20 protein-coding genes, 1 other RNA gene and 1 riboswitch are annotated in these 17,160 nt (G+C 34.7%); of the genes, 16 read left to right on the top strand and 5 right to left on the bottom strand.

Annotation, left to right across the window (positions count from 1 at the left end; all coding sequences use genetic code 11):
* Positions 1-6 precede the first annotated feature (6 nt).
* From AC4BBR_RS10410 to AC4BBR_RS10360, 11 genes are all read left to right on the top strand, one after another.
* Positions 7-1,845 (top strand): ABC transporter ATP-binding protein, encoded by a 1,839-nt coding sequence (locus tag AC4BBR_RS10410; protein WP_490459479.1) that lies wholly within the window; start codon positions 7-9, stop codon positions 1,843-1,845.
* Positions 1,846-2,110: 265 nt separating this feature from the next.
* Entirely contained in the window at positions 2,111-2,533 is a 423-nt protein-coding gene (locus AC4BBR_RS10405; RefSeq protein ID WP_490459138.1) for a hypothetical protein, read from the top strand.
* A gap of 24 nt (positions 2,534-2,557) precedes the next feature.
* Positions 2,558-2,860 (top strand): hypothetical protein, encoded by a 303-nt coding sequence (locus AC4BBR_RS10400; protein WP_490459478.1) that lies wholly within the window; start codon positions 2,558-2,560, stop codon positions 2,858-2,860.
* Positions 2,861-2,869: 9 nt separating this feature from the next.
* A complete protein-coding gene (locus AC4BBR_RS10395; RefSeq protein WP_490459477.1) occupies positions 2,870-3,544 on the top strand; it encodes a DUF5081 family protein in 675 nt (224 codons plus the stop codon).
* On the top strand, positions 3,534-3,830 hold the full coding sequence (locus AC4BBR_RS10390) for a hypothetical protein (RefSeq protein WP_490459135.1): 297 nt from the start codon (positions 3,534-3,536) through the stop codon (positions 3,828-3,830). Before AC4BBR_RS10395 ends, AC4BBR_RS10390 begins: the two co-directional genes overlap by 11 nt.
* A gap of 31 nt (positions 3,831-3,861) precedes the next feature.
* A complete protein-coding gene (locus tag AC4BBR_RS10385) occupies positions 3,862-5,154 on the top strand; it encodes an EndoU domain-containing protein (RefSeq protein ID WP_490459476.1) in 1,293 nt (430 codons plus the stop codon).
* A gap of 26 nt (positions 5,155-5,180) precedes the next feature.
* Entirely contained in the window at positions 5,181-5,492 is a 312-nt protein-coding gene (locus AC4BBR_RS10380; protein ID WP_490459475.1) for a hypothetical protein, read from the top strand.
* Positions 5,493-5,762: 270 nt separating this feature from the next.
* Complete coding sequence (locus tag AC4BBR_RS10375) at positions 5,763-6,056, top strand: hypothetical protein (RefSeq protein WP_490459474.1); 294 nt, start codon at positions 5,763-5,765, stop codon at positions 6,054-6,056.
* On the top strand, positions 6,046-6,342 hold the full coding sequence (locus AC4BBR_RS10370; RefSeq protein ID WP_490459473.1) for a hypothetical protein: 297 nt from the start codon (positions 6,046-6,048) through the stop codon (positions 6,340-6,342). Before AC4BBR_RS10375 ends, AC4BBR_RS10370 begins: the two co-directional genes overlap by 11 nt.
* Positions 6,343-6,373: 31 nt before the next feature.
* On the top strand, positions 6,374-7,108 hold the full coding sequence (locus AC4BBR_RS10365) for a hypothetical protein (protein WP_490459472.1): 735 nt from the start codon (positions 6,374-6,376) through the stop codon (positions 7,106-7,108).
* 450 nt (positions 7,109-7,558) lie between these two features.
* A riboswitch (M-box (ykoK) riboswitch) is annotated at positions 7,559-7,726 on the top strand.
* A 273-nt stretch (positions 7,727-7,999) separates the two neighbouring features.
* The gene (locus AC4BBR_RS10360; protein ID WP_490459471.1) at positions 8,000-9,580 is read left to right on the top strand and encodes a phosphatase PAP2/LCP family protein; all 1,581 of its coding nucleotides are present in this window, start codon (positions 8,000-8,002) and stop codon (positions 9,578-9,580) included.
* A gap of 665 nt (positions 9,581-10,245) precedes the next feature.
* Here the strand turns inward: AC4BBR_RS10360 and AC4BBR_RS10355 are convergent.
* Positions 10,246-10,611, bottom strand: coding sequence for a YxeA family protein (locus AC4BBR_RS10355; RefSeq protein ID WP_490459470.1), 366 nt, complete (start codon positions 10,609-10,611; stop codon positions 10,246-10,248).
* A gap of 171 nt (positions 10,612-10,782) precedes the next feature.
* On the opposite strand from AC4BBR_RS10355, the gene AC4BBR_RS10350 reads away from it, so the two are divergent.
* Together AC4BBR_RS10350 and AC4BBR_RS10345 are read left to right on the top strand one after the other, a co-directional pair.
* Positions 10,783-11,487 carry a zinc metallopeptidase gene (locus AC4BBR_RS10350; RefSeq protein ID WP_490459469.1) on the top strand — a complete coding sequence of 235 codons (705 nt, stop codon included), beginning with the start codon at positions 10,783-10,785 and terminating at the stop codon, positions 11,485-11,487.
* Positions 11,488-11,572: 85 nt separating this feature from the next.
* Entirely contained in the window at positions 11,573-11,908 is a 336-nt protein-coding gene (locus AC4BBR_RS10345) for a hypothetical protein (RefSeq protein WP_010761101.1), read from the top strand.
* 66 nt (positions 11,909-11,974) lie between these two features.
* On the opposite strand, the gene AC4BBR_RS10340 is transcribed toward AC4BBR_RS10345, so the two are convergent.
* Positions 11,975-12,829 carry a helix-turn-helix domain-containing protein gene (locus AC4BBR_RS10340; RefSeq protein WP_490459468.1) on the bottom strand — a complete coding sequence of 285 codons (855 nt, stop codon included), beginning with the start codon at positions 12,827-12,829 and terminating at the stop codon, positions 11,975-11,977.
* 69 nt (positions 12,830-12,898) lie between these two features.
* On the opposite strand from AC4BBR_RS10340, the gene tadA reads away from it, so the two are divergent.
* The 3 genes from tadA (at position 12,899) to AC4BBR_RS10325 (ending at position 13,941) form a co-directional block, all read left to right on the top strand.
* Positions 12,899-13,411 (top strand): tRNA adenosine(34) deaminase TadA, encoded by a 513-nt coding sequence (gene tadA, locus AC4BBR_RS10335; RefSeq protein WP_490459467.1) that lies wholly within the window; start codon positions 12,899-12,901, stop codon positions 13,409-13,411.
* 39 nt (positions 13,412-13,450) lie between these two features.
* An RNA gene (ffs, locus tag AC4BBR_RS10330) (signal recognition particle sRNA small type) lies at positions 13,451-13,537 on the top strand.
* Positions 13,538-13,794: 257 nt separating this feature from the next.
* Positions 13,795-13,941 (top strand): hypothetical protein, encoded by a 147-nt coding sequence (locus AC4BBR_RS10325; RefSeq protein WP_490459466.1) that lies wholly within the window; start codon positions 13,795-13,797, stop codon positions 13,939-13,941.
* A gap of 278 nt (positions 13,942-14,219) precedes the next feature.
* Here the strand turns inward: AC4BBR_RS10325 and AC4BBR_RS10320 are convergent, their stop codons facing one another.
* The 3 genes from AC4BBR_RS10320 to AC4BBR_RS10310 form a co-directional block, all read right to left on the bottom strand.
* A complete protein-coding gene (locus tag AC4BBR_RS10320; protein ID WP_490459465.1) occupies positions 14,220-14,765 on the bottom strand; it encodes a DUF5067 domain-containing protein in 546 nt (181 codons plus the stop codon).
* Between the two features lie 395 nt (positions 14,766-15,160).
* Positions 15,161-15,955, bottom strand: coding sequence for a TPM domain-containing protein (locus tag AC4BBR_RS10315; RefSeq protein WP_490462107.1), 795 nt, complete (start codon positions 15,953-15,955; stop codon positions 15,161-15,163).
* A gap of 5 nt (positions 15,956-15,960) precedes the next feature.
* The gene (locus AC4BBR_RS10310; protein WP_490459464.1) at positions 15,961-17,133 is read right to left on the bottom strand and encodes a TFIIB-type zinc ribbon-containing protein; all 1,173 of its coding nucleotides are present in this window, start codon (positions 17,131-17,133) and stop codon (positions 15,961-15,963) included.
* Between the last annotated feature and the right edge of the window lie 27 nt (positions 17,134-17,160).

Genomic DNA, 17,160 nt, shown 5'->3' with positions numbered 1-17,160 from the left:
AATATAATGGCAGAACAACAACAAAATCGCCCACGAGGCGGTCGAGGCGGCGGTCCTGGACAAATTGCTCCAGTTGAAAAACCAAAAGATTTTAAAGGCACACTAAAGAAATTACTTTCCTATATTGGTGCGTACAAAATTCCTGTATTCTTTGTAATGATCTTTGCGATTGCTTCAACCGTATTTAATATCTGGGGTCCAAAAATCTTATCACAAGCAATCACAGAGTTATTCAACGGTTTAATTAAAAAGTATCAAGGAACTGGTGGTATCGATTTTGATAAAATTGGTGGAATTTTACTATTTATGTTAGGACTATACTTAGTTGCTTCAGCTTTTGGGATTATTCAAGGCTGGATCATGTCAACAATTTCACAAAAAATCACGTACCGGATGCGTAAAGAAATTTCAGAAAAAATCAATCGCATGCCAATGAATTATTTTGAGAGTCGTACAACAGGTGAAGTTTTATCACGGATTACTAACGATGTGGATACTCTAGGCCAATCGCTAAACCAATCTATCACACAACTGATTACATCTGTTTTTACCATCATTGGGGTTATCGTAATGATGCTATCAATTTCTGTACAGATGACAGGTATTGCGATCTTGATTGTACCAATTTCTATGATCTTAATATTGATAGTTGTAAAAAACTCTCAAAAATATTTTAAAACGCAACAAGAATATCTTGGTGTGATCAATGGTAAAGTGGAAGAAACGGTCGGCGGATACAATATTGTACGTTTATTCAACGATGAAGAAAATTCACTTAAAGAATTTAAAAAACAAAATGATGTTTTGTTCAAATCTGCTTGGAAATCTCAATTTCTTTCAGGATTGATGCAGCCAATCATGAACTTTGTGGGGAATCTTGGTTATGTTGCGGTGGCAATTTTTGGTGGAATCTTAGCTTACAATGGAACGATTACAGTCGGTGATATTCAAGCGTTCATCCAATACGTTCGTAATTTAACACAACCTATTGCTCAATTGGCTCAAGTATCTAACTTACTTCAATCAATGACTGCAGCAGCTGAACGTGTTTTTGAATTTCTTGAAGAGGATGAAGAAGAACAAACTGTACAAAACCCAGTTAAAATAGATAAAGCTAAAGGAATAGTTGATTTTGAACATGTTCGTTTTGGGTATACACCAGATAAAATCATTATCAATGACTTCAGTTCTCACGTAGATCCAGGTCAAACCGTGGCAATCGTCGGACCAACCGGCGCAGGAAAAACGACTATGGTCAAATTATTAATGCGTTTTTACGATGTTACGTCTGGTGTGATTAAAATCGATGGTCATAATATCAAAGACTTTAACCGAGCAGATTTGCGTAAAAATATTGGAATGGTTCTACAAGATACTTGGTTATTTAAAGGAACTATTATGGAGAACCTCCGTTATGGTCGTTTAGATGCAACGGATGAAGAGGTATACGCTGCAGCAAAAGCTGCACATGTTCATCATTTTATCCAAACCTTACCTGGTGGTTATGACATGGAATTAAATGAAGAATCTTCAAATATCTCTCAAGGTCAAAAACAGTTATTGACGATAGCTCGTGCGATTTTAGCAGACAAACCCATTTTAATTCTTGATGAAGCAACGTCATCTGTTGACACTAGAACAGAAAGCTTGATTCAAGACGCTATGAATAATTTAATGGCGGGTCGTACGTCATTTGTTATCGCTCACCGTTTATCAACAATCAAAGATGCTGATAAGATTCTCTATATGCAAGATGGAGATATCAAAGAACAAGGAACACATGAAGAATTACTTGCTCAAGGTGGCTATTACGCTTCGCTGTATAATTCACAATTTGAAGAGTAAGACGAGTAAAGCAACAAAAAGAAGTGAGGTTGGAATAAAAGTACATTGTACTTTTATTCCAACCTCACTTCTTTTTCTTTACTCGAAAAATTAACACTCCAAATTTTTAAAAAGGTATCATTCTCTAAAAATTTCAAGATAAGTTTAGAATGAAAAACATTGAATTTAACATAAGGTATTTTATTAAATTATTTTAGTTATTGTTATTATTCTATATGTTTGGTAAAATTTTTATAGAAGTAAATAGTATATAAGGAGTAAATGCATGTTTTTAACCAGCGAATATCTAGAAAAAAAGCAAAAGTACACCACACTTAAAACAGAATTATCGACTGCAGTAACCGAACACTCTTCCTATTTAGATCAATTGGAGACAACACGATCTTCTGCCGAAGGAAAGTTTACGAGCGTCTCAACTGCAGACGGAATCCCAAATCAAGATACGTTGAATAAAGTAAGCGAGCTGCTAGAAGAACTACAGTCATTAAGTAAAAAAATAAAAAGTCGAAATGACAGTATCTCAGACGGTGTCACCACAGCAGAAACAAAAGCGCAACACTATGGAGATCTTTATATAGCAGAGAAAAAGCGTGAGGACGAGTATCATCAAGAAATAGCGAGACAAACACAAGAAAAGATACGGAAACAACAAGAAGCGCTTAAAAATAATGAAATTATCCCAAGATAGTTAGGGTGAGGAGGCAATACACGAATGAGCAATATAGAGATAAAATCAGACGGTCTTTCTGAAGTGATCCGTAGTGCATCAAAAGCAGAAAGTGCAATGCGTGCTTCTCTGGATGTAGCGAAAGCTCTTGTTTCCAGCAGCAGTGGCTATGATCAGACATGGACAGGTGAATCGAAAGATAGCTATTTGATGTATTTAGGCATCGTCAAACAATACCATGAAGACTTAGCGAAATGCGTGAAGAGTTATAAAAAAGCGGTCACAGAACTACAAAAGGATATTGCTTCGTTTGATTCGTCGAAAATGGGCGAAATACGAGGGATTTAGGAGGCAACGATGACGATTTTTTCTGAAGAAGAGCTAGTAGTATTAGCCGATATGGTGGGACAAGTGGAACTATTTGGTGTGCCGCAACTAACGACCTATCGATTCAATCACACGACAGTCGTTCCGAAAGGCATCGAGCGTTTGGAAAAGAAAGAGCTGTTAGCAGAAGGCAAACTAACCAAAAAAGGCTATTTGGTTGCTTCATTGATGGAACGCTATGGGCAATCGGAAACCTATATCTGTTTAGATAAAACGTACTATGTCGCAACAGGTGAGCAAGCGATCGTTTTGAAAAGAGAAGAAGAAGGCTATCAATTAACGATTCAAGAACCAGAAACCCTTTTAGGACAATGGCTTGTGGAGTATTCGATTTTGCGTAGAGAAGGGACAGAAGAAGAAAAAGAATTTCGTTCAAGACGAGCGCAACTAACCTTAGAAGAGTTACAGAAACAAGGCATCGATGCCGCAGTCGTTCTAGGAAGCATTCAGAAGCAAGCGAAGAACTTGGCTAAAGCTGAATATGCTTTGTTAGTGTCTCAAGGGACGTTGTATCGATTGGACAATGAACAATTAAAAAGAGTCAGTCAGTTTTGGGTCAATAAATGGCTAGTTGACCAATTAAAAATTCCTTATGAAGGACCAAAAGATAAAACGGAAGGGCTGGTGAATTGGTTTGGCAGATAAAATTACAGTAGATCCTGGTGAGTTATCCGATATTACAAGTAAGATTCAAAGCGTTGTTAGCGAATTAGAATCATCCTACAGTTCCTTACAAACTATTACAGGAAGTGAGTATTATGTGGAAGGAATGGCGCAAGGACAAGTCGCACTGTTCAATGTTGTGACAGCTCGCATGGAAGAATTGATTTCCCATTATGCTCGATTAGGAGAGTATGTGACCTATGCAGGAGAAACCTTTGTGGAGTTGGATCAATCGGTCAGTAGCGACATAAAGTCAAAGGAGAAATAATAGTCAGTAGTTTTAGGAAATGAGGGTAGGTATGAAAGATGTAAAATATAAAGAAGGTGAGTGGCAATCGTTATCTGAAGGAATCGTCCTATTAACCAGCTCAGGTCTATTCCAATGGCTCGCAGAAGCGGATCGTATCAGTGATGACGCAAAAAGCTCTTGCGACACATATGATGTGGATCACGCTATAGACATAGATACAGCTAGTAATACAAATTATGAAGAATTAGAAAACCGATTAATCTTATTACAACAAGCCATTCAGCATGTACCAGACACACTTTCTGGTAGTGTAGATCAGCCATTTTACAATGCGATGGATTCTTTGATAGAAAAATTAAGTAACATGAACATCATGGGCTACGAAACAATGGCAAGAGGGTCATTTTCTAACGGCGTAAATAGTGCCGGTGTCGCCATGCCTAAAATGAAAGTGACATTAGAAGACCTTTTAGGAAATAGTTCTCCCCTAACGGACTATCTTCGTGTAGAATATAATCAGATGAAGCAACAAATCGGTGAAGTCAGTTTTGAAGACTATAAAAGAATGGCTTTTGCGGATACCTCTTTTGATTACTATTCTAGAAAAGAAGAAATAAAGGATTTAGCTGTAACATTAGTGATAAATGGTGCATTACTAGCAATAGGCGGCGCATTACCGTGGCCAGTCATGGTGGCGTTAGGACTGACTTCTGGTGGAAAGAATATCAGTGATGCGTGGCGAGGAAAAGATCTATTTACAGGCAAAAAGCTATCTGCAGGAGACCGTATTTTACGAGGATTATCGGGCATTGCGGATGTAGCCTTGGCGGGGTATGGAACGTATAAAGGACTTAGACCACGAAAAGGAACGACGAAGGTGGTTGTTTCAGAGAAAGCCAGTGGGGCTAAAGTACCTAAAGTTGAAATTCCTGAACAAAGTTTGAAACATGCAAATGTCGGAGATTTTACTGTCAATCCTTCTACAGGTAAAGTGTCCAAAATGAAAGGTGGCGGACATGGACAATCTAACATTGATTTCTTAAAAGAAAATGGGTTTGAAATAAATATTGAAAAAACTTACCCTAATGGTGTTAGAACTGGAAATGTACCACACCATAAAACACCATCTAAACGTACTGGAACAGGGCAATCATGGTTTCCAGAAAATTGGACAAGTAAAGATATAGAGAGTGCAGGACAACATATTACTAGCCAACCAAACTTTGCAAGTGCTAAAAATGGTGAAGTTATTTTTGGAGATTATAATGGTGTACGAGTTGGTATAATAAAAACTGATGGAAAAATTGGAACCATTTTTCCAGATGGTACGAAACAACCATAAATAATTATTTAATTGGGAGAAAAATTATGAATATATCTAATCAAATTAAAGAAAATTTAGAAGAACGAAGAAGTATAAATGAAGAAGATGACTTTGGGCTTGAAAAAAGTTGGGCAAACTTGACCAATATTTTATCCATAAGTGAAGATGAAACTATCAATTATTTGAAGAACTGTTCTAAAGAAGATATATTATTAATTAGTTCGGTTTTTGATGATGTTTCCGAAAAATTACAAAGTAGAAAATTTATTTCTTGTTTGAGAGAACTTGATAAAAAGTATCCTGATTTGAAATTAGCATTTTTTATTGATGATGCTGAAAGTTACATTGAAAATTAAATACAAAAGGCACTTTACTACCTGATTAGTGTCAGTTAGTAAAGCCTTGACTAGTTAAGAAGTAACTCACTAATCAAGTTGCCAGTAGCTAAAAAAGCTAGCTGTATTTATTGTACAAAAGTTCAAGACACGACACTTTCTATTAGTTGGAAAGTGTCTTTTTTTAATTCAGTTAAGGCTATTTTCATCCCTAATAGCCGATTAATCTAAATAAATATGAACTTTTTACAAAATGTTATGTTTTTTTAGATTTATATGGCTAATGAACCGATGAAGGAAAAAGAATTTCGTTCAAGACGAGCGCGACTAACCTTAGAAGAGTTACAGAAACAAGGCGTCGATGCCGCAGTCGTTCTAGGAAGCATTCAGAAGCAAGCGAAGAACTTGGCTAAAGCTGAATATGCTTTGTTAGTGTCTCAAGGGACGTTGTATCGATTGGACAATGAACAATTAAAAAGAGTCAGTCAGTTTTGGGTCAATAACTGGCTAGTTGACCAATTAAAAATTCCTTATGAAGGACCAAAAGATAAAACGGAAGGGCTGGTGAATTGGTTTGGCAGATAAAATTACAGTGAATCCTGGTGAGTTATCCGATATTACAAGTAAGATTCAAAGCGTTGTTAGCGAATTAGAATCATCCTACAGTTCCTTACAAACTATTACAGGAAGTGAGTATTATGTGGAAGGAATGGCGCAAGGACAAGTCGCACTGTTCAATGTTGTGACAGCTCGCATGGAAGAATTGATTTCCCATTATGCTCGATTAGGAGAGTATGTGACCTATGCAGGAGAAACCTTTGTGGAGTTGGATCAATCGGTCAGTAGCGACATAAAGTCAAAGGAGAAATAATAGTCAGTAGTTTTAGGAAATGAGGGTAGGTATGAAAGATGTAAAATATAAAGAAGGTGAGTGGCAATCGCTATCTGAAGGAATCGTCCTATTAACCAGCTCAGGTCTATTCCAATGGCTCGCAGAAGCGGATCGTATCAGTGATGATGCAAAAAGCTTTTGCGACACATATGATGTGGATCACGCTATAGACATAGATACAGCTAGTAATACAAATTATGAAGAATTAGAAAACCGATTAATCTTATTACAACAAGCTATTCAACATGTACCAGACACACTTTCTGGCGGAGTAGATCAGCCATTTTACAATGCGATGGATTCCTTGATAGAGAAATTAAGTAACATGAACATCATGGGCTACGAAACAATGGCAAGAGGGTCATTTTCTAACGGCGTAAATAGCGAAGGTGTCGCTATGCCAAAAATGAAAGTGACACTAGAAGATCTTTTAGGAAATAGTTCTCCCCTAACGGACTATCTTCGTGTAGAATATAATCAGATGAAGCAACAAATCGGTGATGTTAGTTTTGAAGAGTATAAAAATATGGCTTTTGCGGATACCTCTTTTGATTACTATTCTAGAAAAGAAGAAATAAAGGATTTAGCTGTACTCTTAGCCATAAACGGCGCATTACCGTTACCAATTATGGTGGCTTTGGGGCTAAGCACAGGTGGAAAGAATATCAGTGATGCTTTATGCGGGAAAGATCTGTTTACAAGGGTTTCTGGCAAGAATAGCCGATTAATTTTTTGGGGTTCATAGAACTGTTTCAATACGCGATAAACAGAAGAAACAGAGACCTTCTTTTGACGGCAATTTTGCTCATAGACGTGGTATTTTTAGATGATCTCGAAGAAAGTGAAGCTTTCTTCGAGATCAAGTAGCACTTTTCAATAAGGTTTGTGTCTTCTTTGATGCCACGATGAGGACAAGAGTGAACTAAATAATCAATGTACCAGAAAATACTTGGCAGATTCGACCCTTAATGCGTTCTTTTTTTAAAAAAATTCATCGAAAGTAATGTTTTAGCCGACTTCATTCTAAAGAATATAAAGGTGTCTTTTCTATTATTTGACATTAAAAAAGATGCCGGTGATTTCTCACCAATATCAGAAAGTATAGAGCCATTTTTTTAATTAAGAAAAAATAAAGACTTTTAAAATTACTTGAAAAATATTCTTTTCAGCGTTATTATTTAAAAAATAAATAATTAACTAACCTTGTTAGGTGAGGCTCCTATACAAACATAAGCTATTGCGCAGCAACGTCGAAAGACGCCAATGTGTAAAATAGGAATTGTCGGATTAAGGCTTTTCATAAAATAGCTAAGAACTTTTCTTTACGTTGTATAGTGCTAAAACTCGGACGATGAGATTGATTGAACGTCAAACGTCGTAGTGAATTGTTTGGCTTTTTTGTTTTCTTACGATAGAATTGATAATCAAGTACATAATCTTTAGTTATCTACTTTCGCGCATACACGAATAATTAAGAAATACTCTGTTAGAATACGTATGTCTTTTGAAATATGATTTTAAGTGTTATTTTATTTTTTTATAAATGTAAATTCATAAAATAATCAAAATATTTATTTTATCCAAATAATTTGATAAGCAAAAATAAACTGAATGCAACAATGAAGGGATTTATCACATGTATACGTCGAAAGAAAAAAAGTTAACGCCTGCAATCTTAGGTTTACTGTTTTTTTTAGTGCTCACTTTTTTAGTAGTCAATAATAGTTCATGGTTTAATTATTTAGATTCATCTATTTATAAATTTAATTGGAAACCTAATGAGCTCGTTACGAATATCATTAATTCATTTGCTAAAACAGCTACGATTGTTCCGATATTCGCTGTAAGTTTCCTTTTTTCTTTCCTTCTATGGAGAAAAAAGCAAAGAATTTTAGCATTTTGGATGAGTAGCAATGTGTTTGTGGTTAGCGTCTTAGGATTTATTCTCAAACACTCTATTGCTCGAACAAGACCGAACGTAGAACAATTGGCTGAAAGGACTTCGTACAGTTTTCCAAGTGGTCACTCTCTTTTAGCAATGTGTCTAGTGTGTTCTGTTTTATTGATCTTACCAATAGTGTATTCAAAAGATCAAAAAAAATATCAAGTACTAAAAATAGCATTGCTAGTGTATGTCTTATTAATTGGACTGAGTCGAATCTATTTAAGAGTTCACTATCCTAGTGATGTCATAGGAGGATTTCTTCTAAGTTATACTTGGGTGAATGGTTCATACATTTGTCTTCAAAAAATATATCTAAACAAAAAATTCTCAACAACTGAGGCAAAAACAAAATTTATACAACGAATAGTATTAAGTGTATTAACGATCATTTTGGTGATTGTTACGGGAACCTCTTTTTATGCAGCTAGTGTATTTAGAAATGTTCAAAAAACCGCAGATAAAATCTATCAGCCTCTTAATAGACCTACTAAAACAGTAGAATTAGAGAGTAATGAACCTGTTAGTTTTTTACTTTTAGGGATTGCAAATGATTCAAAGCGAAAAACAGACTTTCGAGCAAATACAATTATGGTAGTCACTGTTAACGATCAGCTAAAACAAACAACAATTACTAGTATTCCAAGAGATGCTTATGTAGAAATCGTTGGTAAAGATGGCGCTTATGACAAGATTAATCATGCCCACTCTTTCGGTGGTGAAGAAATGATGGTTGACACGGTGGAACAATATTTAGATATACCAATTAATCATTATTTCGTCATTAATATGGATGGACTAGCTTCATTGGGAGACGCTGTCGGAGGTGTGACAGTTAATAATGATTTTGAGTTTGATGCTGAAGGAATTCATTATCCTCAAGGAAAACAACATTTGAACGGATGGGAAACACTTCAATATGCTAGAATGCGCTATGAAGATCCTTTAGGTGATTATGGTAGACAAAAAAGACAGCGAGAAGTGACTATTGAACTAGTAAAAGAATTGACGTCAATAAAAAACGTTTTTCGTTATCAAGAGTTATTAGATGTGATTGGTGAAAATGGACAGACGGACATGACCCTTGATCAGATGATTCTATTGATGAAAAATTATCAAAAAGCACTAGATAATATTGAAAGTTACCAATTGCAAGGTGAAGGATTTACTGGAGATGGATTTACCGGTGAGGAAGGAATTTCTTATCAAGGTATTTTGGAAGAAGAAAGACAAAAAGCCATTGCTGAATTAAGAAAACAATTGGACTTAAATTAGCTATTGATAAATAATAATGGAAAAAGTTCTGAAAGTTAGAGTGGAAATTCTACTTCTAGGACTTTTTTTATGCGGTGAAATTATTGAAATGAGAGGAACAGGCTTTAGATGGAATGAAGTTGACTGCGAAAGAGCTGGAAATGTCCAATGAAAATTAAACTCTTTTGAAGTTATATTACATAATTCACTGAGGTCATACGCTTAATGAGATTAAATCAATAGTAGGAGATAATTGGTCAGTTAAATCTTATGGTTCAAATGGTTTTGTCACTAAGTCCGAGTGGTGATCCAATAATCTATTTTTATAGTTTTTTTTATTTTTTTGTCGATTTAAATTCACTTCGGGTATATGATTAATGATTTCTCAAAAAAATATATAAATCATCTATATGTGTGGAAAAAAGAAACAATAAAATTTAGATATAATCTTAAGTGGGGTGCTTTCTCTTATATGAGATAAGAAATTTCAATAAAAATCCAAACGAATGACCTAAAGAACAAGTTCTGCTCCGCGTAAGTTTGAATTAGAGCATAGTAATAAAACAGATATAATATCATTTTCCGCTAATACGAACATAAGTTAAGTCTGTCACGATCACTTCTAAAGACTTGCGGTCTGGGAAGTGTCGATTGAGTTTGTTGGCAATTTGTACTTCACACTAACATTACTCGTTCAATTTTTCAAGCGCCTTTTTTGGAACAGCCTTTTCAGGAACTTCTTCCCAGCTGAGAACACCTTTTTTAGGATTGACTTTTAATTTTAAATAAGCATTTATTCGTAATGGTTTATCTCTAATCTCATGTGTCTGTTGAACTGTTTTTTCACCTTGCGAGTTAAATACGTTATATGTGTAACTATATTCTATATATTTTTCACCATTTGGGAATTTCCCATTTTTTATTTCATCGGGTTCACCCACACGAGTATAATAATTCTTACCGCCAAAATAATAGTTATAACCGAACCAAACACCTGATGTTAAAAGGACGAATGGTAAGATCAAAAGTAAAATTTTTTTCAAATTACTCACCTCCTAGATGTAGTATGCCTTTTTTGGAGGATAAATACCATTGAAATGCCTTAAAATAATATGACAATTTTGTTAGATTATCAATTTCAGAATTCATAAATTCGTCAAGGTAAAGGTACACTTTTTTTAGAAACTCATGATACAATATAAAAAAGAATAGGGGGAATAAAGATGATGCCTTTTTATGCAATATTTGATCCTACATATATCTTAGTAATAGTAGGATTGTTGATCTCAATGGCTGCATCAGCGTATGTAAATAGTACGTTTAAAAAATACGATAAAATCCAAAGTAAAAACAGAGTAACAGGGACAAAAGCTGCACAATTTATTTTGCAAAAAGAACAGATCAACGATGTAGGTGTTCAGCAAATTGCAGGAGATTTGACTGATAATTATAACTCCGGTAACAAGATGTTAAGTTTATCAGAAGCAACTGCTCAATCAACATCAGTCGCGGCAATCGGTGTAGCAGCTCATGAGTGTGGACATGCGGTACAAGATCATACTGGTTATAGTCCATTAAAAATTCGAGCAGCAATCGTTCCTGTAGCAAATCTAGGTTCGACACTATCATTTCCGATTATTTTAATCGGTGTGCTATTTAGTTGGAATCAAACATTGATCAACATTGGAATACTAGCTTTTTCATTAGCATTGATTTTTCAATTAGTTACTTTGCCAGTAGAATTTAATGCTTCGCGTAGAGCATTAAAAATTTTGTCAGAGGGAAATATTTTGACAGCAGAAGAAGTACCGATGGCAAGAAAAGTATTATTTGCGGCAGCATTGACTTATGTTGCAGCCGCATTAGCCACATTTTTACAATTACTTCGTCTCATTATTTTATTTGGTGGAAACAATCGCCGGAACTAATGTGATGCATAAGGTTCTGTTTTATTACCTCTATTTTTAAGAGTATGTTATCATAAGAATAGATAGTAAGAAGGAGCTGAAAAGAATGAAAACATCAACAAAAATTAGTATTGGTTTAAGTATTGCTGCGGTAGCAGGTGTGTCAGTTGCGGTGATTGCATCAGAGAAAATCGTAAAAAAAGTATACCACGTATCAAATCGTTTTAAAGCAAAAAAATTCGTGAACGATAAATTTGGCGGCAACGAAAAATTACTAGGGATTGTAGATGATTTATCTGATGATGAGCTTGACTCTATGATGAATGTTTTAGGAAAAGTCAAAGATGGCAGAAAAAAAATCTCTTCTTACGGAGAATCTTTAAAGGACAACACTGAAAACTTGAAAGATCGTTTGGTCAGTTTTGTTGAAGAAATGATGTAAAAAACATACTAAGATTAGAGGGTAAACTTATCGATGGATGAGTTTACCCTCTAATCTTAGTATGTTTTACTTTGTAATCAATAAATAGCAAAAAACAAGATCATCCATGCGTTTTAAAGAAAGGCCTGTTTGTTCGTAAAATTTTTCTAAGCGGTAATGGAGAGTATTGCGATGCATGTATAAATCCTTCGCGGCTGAACTAATATTTCCCTGATTATGCCAAAGAGCAAGGACGATCTGTTTTATTTCATTTGTCAAAACCAATTGTTTTGCAAATGTCTGAATGATCTTGCTCCGATTCATCGCCTCGCTAGTAAAATAATGTAAAGCGACATCTGATAAGGAGAAAGTTGTTTTTCCACGAAGATTTTCTACCTCTGATTTGAAAATCTGCTGTTCTTCTTTGAATAATGCGGGTAAATATTCATTTGTCTGAAAAAAAGTACCAACAAAAACTGCTGTAGAAGAATCGAAATCGGCATCTAAAGTTAGAAATATACTTTGCAATTCTTCTAAGTGATAGTGACTTTTTTCATATCTTTCGATTAAAGCCCCACTATTTTCACTAATAAAAAAGAAATCTTCGAGGTTTGGAAAAATTTCTGTAATGCTATTTTCCCATTCAGGCTGTAAAAATGCTTTTGGCTTTTTTATTTGAAATTGTATAATCCGGAAGGTTCCTTCAATATCAAGTTTTTTTTGATCGAACAGATAACCGAACCAAGGATGTTTTTTTTGATCGACAAAATATTCATTTGTAGGAAATAATGTTTCTAATAAACGAATTTCTGTTTTTCTTAGTGTTTTTTTTTCAAGGATGAAATATTTTCCATCAATTGGTAAAGAAAGAGCTTCGCTTGTAGCTTTTGTTTGCTGGATTTTTCCAGTTGGATATAATTCAACCAATTCTTCAATAGTCATAGACACACCTCACTGATTTATTGTACCATGAACTAGATAAAAGTATAAAGAACGAGAGGCGGAAATCGCTTGAATAAAAAGGCAAGTAGTTTAACAATAGAAGAAAAAGAGGCGTTTATGCTGGAAGCCATTAAAGAAGCAAAAAAAGCAGAAATTGTTAAAGAAGTACCTATTGGAGCTATTATTGTTCGGGACGGAAAAATTATAGGTCGCGGACATAATCGTAGAGAAGAAAGTCAGGATTCTACAGCTCATGCGGAAATGTACGCGATCAAGCAAGCTTGTGCAACTATTGAAAATTGGCGTTTAGAACATGCCCAGTTTTTTGTAACATTAGAGCCTTGCCCAATGTGCAGTGGCGCGATGATTCTTTCTAGAGTCGATGAGGTTTATTATGGTGCAAAGGATCCAAAAGGAGGAACGGCAGGAACTTTAATGAACTTATTAGAAGATGAACGATTCAACCATGTAGCTTATGTAGAATCCGGAATTTTAGAACAACAATGTGGTGAATTACTCTCAAATTTCTTTAGAAAACTTAGAGAAGAAAAGAAAATTTTAAAAAATAAACAGAAAGACTAGCCAAGCATCAAAAAATGCGGTATACTAAATCTTGCCGAAAGGCTAGGACAATGGTGGGCTTACGAAGCGTGTCAGATCCGGAAGGAAGCAGCACTAAGTAGGTGCCGCCATGTGTCTGATTAAATTAGTCTAACAACAGGCCTTCGAGTCTGTTTTTTTTGCTTAAAAATAGAAAGAAAGTAAGCGCAATAGTGGTACAACACACCATTATCTAGCTGGTTAATGACATTTGTTGAATGTATTTACTTCAATCTGAGAGTGGTAATTTTCTTTTTTGACTCCTTATTAATTTATTTTATTTTGCAAATAAAACTCAAAAAAACTTCATAATTTTCTTGTATATTGGAAGAGTACTAAAAAATAATTACATTGGAGTGAAGTCAATGAGTTTATTAAAATCAGCAAAAACAGTTACAAATAAAGTGATGGGTGAAGGACTATTATCAACAGTCATTGCAGCAGATGCAGTTAAGAAAAGTAATGAACGTGGTAGACGTAAAAAGAATGAGCGTAGAAGATCTGGGCGTTAAACAATGTATTTTCAGTAAAAAATAATAGTATCTTATGTACTGAATTTGGCATGAGTCAACGTAAAAAGACACCAACTGGTAAATACCTTTCAAAGGTATTTACCAGTTGGTGTCTTTTTTATTTAATCAAGTGTTTTAAAGTACATAGAAGCAGCAATTTTTTAGGAACGAACAATGTGTAATCGGGACGATGCATTAAAAACAAGCGCTCAAAAATGTCATCAAAGACAATATTTAATCTTTTTAAGAAATTTCTATTTATAGATAAATAGAGTTAGTTATTTTAAGTTGATTGTTTTTTCCCCAAGTTCTTTCCCAGCCATTCCTTGATTTGCTTTTAAAATAACTGGTGTTTCTGTGTCATCTAAATCATAAGAGATGATTGCTTTAGCTGTACCACCAGGCTTTATATCGTCTAATTGATGCTCGGTATATTCAGCAAATTTTTCATCTTGCGGAGTCATACCAACAGTCAATTTATTGATTGTATTTTCACCTTCTTGAGTTAGTCCCATGCAAGCGATCCAAACAGTAGAAGCAGAAATTGGTTCATCACTGTCATTAGTTACTTCATAAGTAATCGCGAGTTGTGGTTTTTCTCTAAATAGGTTTTCATCAGCGGGTAAAACTTCAGTAGATAATATTTTAAGTGTAGCCATATCAATTTTTAATGTGTTGTCTTTAAAGTAGGTTTCTTCTGATTTCTTTTGAGAAGTTGAAGTAGTTTCAGTTTTTATTTTATCAGTAGATTGATTGCTGCCTCCACAAGCGACCAATGTCAAGCTACACAATGTTAATGCGCCTAAACTTAGTAATTTTTTCATTAATATATCCTCACTTTATAAAATAATATTGTAAAAATCCCTGGTAAGATAAATGTTAAACTAATTTATTTAAAGGGTCATTTAATTCTATATTACCTTGTATTTTACTAAATAACAAGATGACTTTTGCTAGTAATAGGATTATTTTAAAAAAAGTAGAATCTTACTATGGTTTCTATATTTTATTAAAAATGTATTTATACAATGACATCGAATTTGTTATACTATTTATTTATATTTGATTTATTTGGAGTGTTTTCGAGGTTACGAAACGATTAAAATAAAGGTGTTTAGCTGAAAGACGTTTTGAATCAATGGATAATTGAAATGTAAAAAAACTCATTCGAAAGACCAATATCGCTCCTTTGAATGAGTTTTTTCAACATCTTTTAAAGCTAAAAGCTACGACCGCCACCACCAAATGTTCCACCACCAGTTGAGTTTGTGCTACTTCCGCCACCAGAACCGCCACCGCTAGAATTATTTCTAGGAATACGTCGAGTAGTAACGAATGAATTAATCAGAACATCATTTCGTTGTGTTAAATTAAGACTAGCTTTTTCTCTAAAAGGGTATTTGTAGGTACCGAATTTTAGTTGGTATTTTGAAATACTAGTAACAAAGAAAATACCACTTAGTACAATTGCTGTTACAAATGCGATAATGATTTCTACTGTAGTTAAGGAGTTGTAGCGAGTGATTTTCCCAGTTTTGGTATCGACATGATAATGCCCACCAGGGACACCCTGATCAAAATAATAACGGGTATTTTTTAGAAAGATTTGAGCGGATTGAAAATAATTGTTGTTTTTCATGCTGGGCTCAATATCATCCAAGGTTTGATTAATTCGTTTATCTGTCAAGTAATCAATCATATTTCCAGAAGTAGAAATAATATACTTTCTCTGATTCATATCAATATAAAAAGTGACGCCATTTTGATTTTTTCCAATTCGATCAAGTAGATAATAATCTGCGAATCTTTTAGAATCTAGATCATTATCTGTATTAGTCACGATAAAAACGCGTGCTTTAGTTTTAGCTTCGATTGGGAGAATTGCTTCTTTCAACTGAATGATTTCCTCGGATGAAAAAAGTGATGCTTGATCATCGATCGAGTCTTCTGCTGCTTGAACAGTTAGAGAACAACAAAATAGTAGAAAAATGATAGGGAGTAGGCTAAAACTGATTTTTCTCATATAAACCAACCTCCAATCAGAAAAATAATTAAGATTACAATAAAAATACCAAACGTAAACAAGCCTAATCGTTTGTAACTGACAGGTAAAATCCCGCTAACTTTACCTGTTTGTCCGTTCATAGCATAGTAATAGACTTTTTTTGCTTGATCATTACTGCGATAGGTCACAACCCAAATCGGTAGCAGCATATAGTGATTTTCTTCATTGTCTAAAGTAATAGTTGTTCGTAATTTTGTCAAAGTCGTATAACTGGAAGCCGTATCTCTTAGTAAAGATTCAGAGTAATCTTTTAGCTCGCTTTGAATTGATTGTTGGATGGCTTCATATTCAATATCTCGTTTCTCTGCTTGAAATCCTGCTAAATATTGAGTTTTGAACGAAACAGCTTTGTCTAATAAAAAGGGCTGAACTGCTTCAACCATTTTTTGCTGTACGTTTTTAGACAGAGCATTTTTGATTAATTCTTTAAATGAGATTTTTCCTTGTCGACTCACATCGAATTGTTTAGTTTCAGTATATTCAATATCACCGATACGCCAAATACGGATCGTTGTTCCCATACCGTTCATCTGACCGTCGACTTCAGCATCCACGACCCAGTAGGGAAAATAGACACCCGTCATTTTATCGATTTGTTCGTTATTGAAAAAGTCTTTTGGAATAAACCATTTTTTCTTTGTCCAAGCCAAAAATTTTTCAGCAGCTTCTTCTTTTTCAATTGTAAAAGGCAAGACTTTTTCAGGAAGAAAATTTCCACTCAATCGTCCAGCTAAAACAACTGGGTTGTGACAATAATAACAATAAGTTGCAGCAGTTGTGGCTTCGGTGACGATTTGCGCGCCGCAACTTGGGCAATTGAATAATTCCATTGCATCTTCCACGCTATTTTCCGATAAACCGTCAGTATTCGTCACTTTTTTAAAGGTAGTCTTTTCTTTGGTAGTCGTTTCATCTCTCTGTGATTCATCTGAAAAAGTTAGCTCCGGTTCAAAAGTCTGATCAGCGCTATCTTCTAAATGAGCTTCTCGTTGAGAGGATTCATAAGCTGTGACTTCTGTTTCGCTGTAGACACTTAAACAGTACTCACAGTGAAACTTTTGATCTTTAGGATCAAATAATAAAGGACCGCCGCAGTTTGGGCATTTGTGTGTAAATGTATCCGTCATGATTCTTCCTTTCTTTGAATAATGGTT

The sequence above is a fragment of the Enterococcus sp. AMC1251 genome, assembly GCF_058216535.1.
Note: the sequence above shows the minus strand (reverse complement) of the source record. Positions and strands in the feature narration are given on the sequence as shown.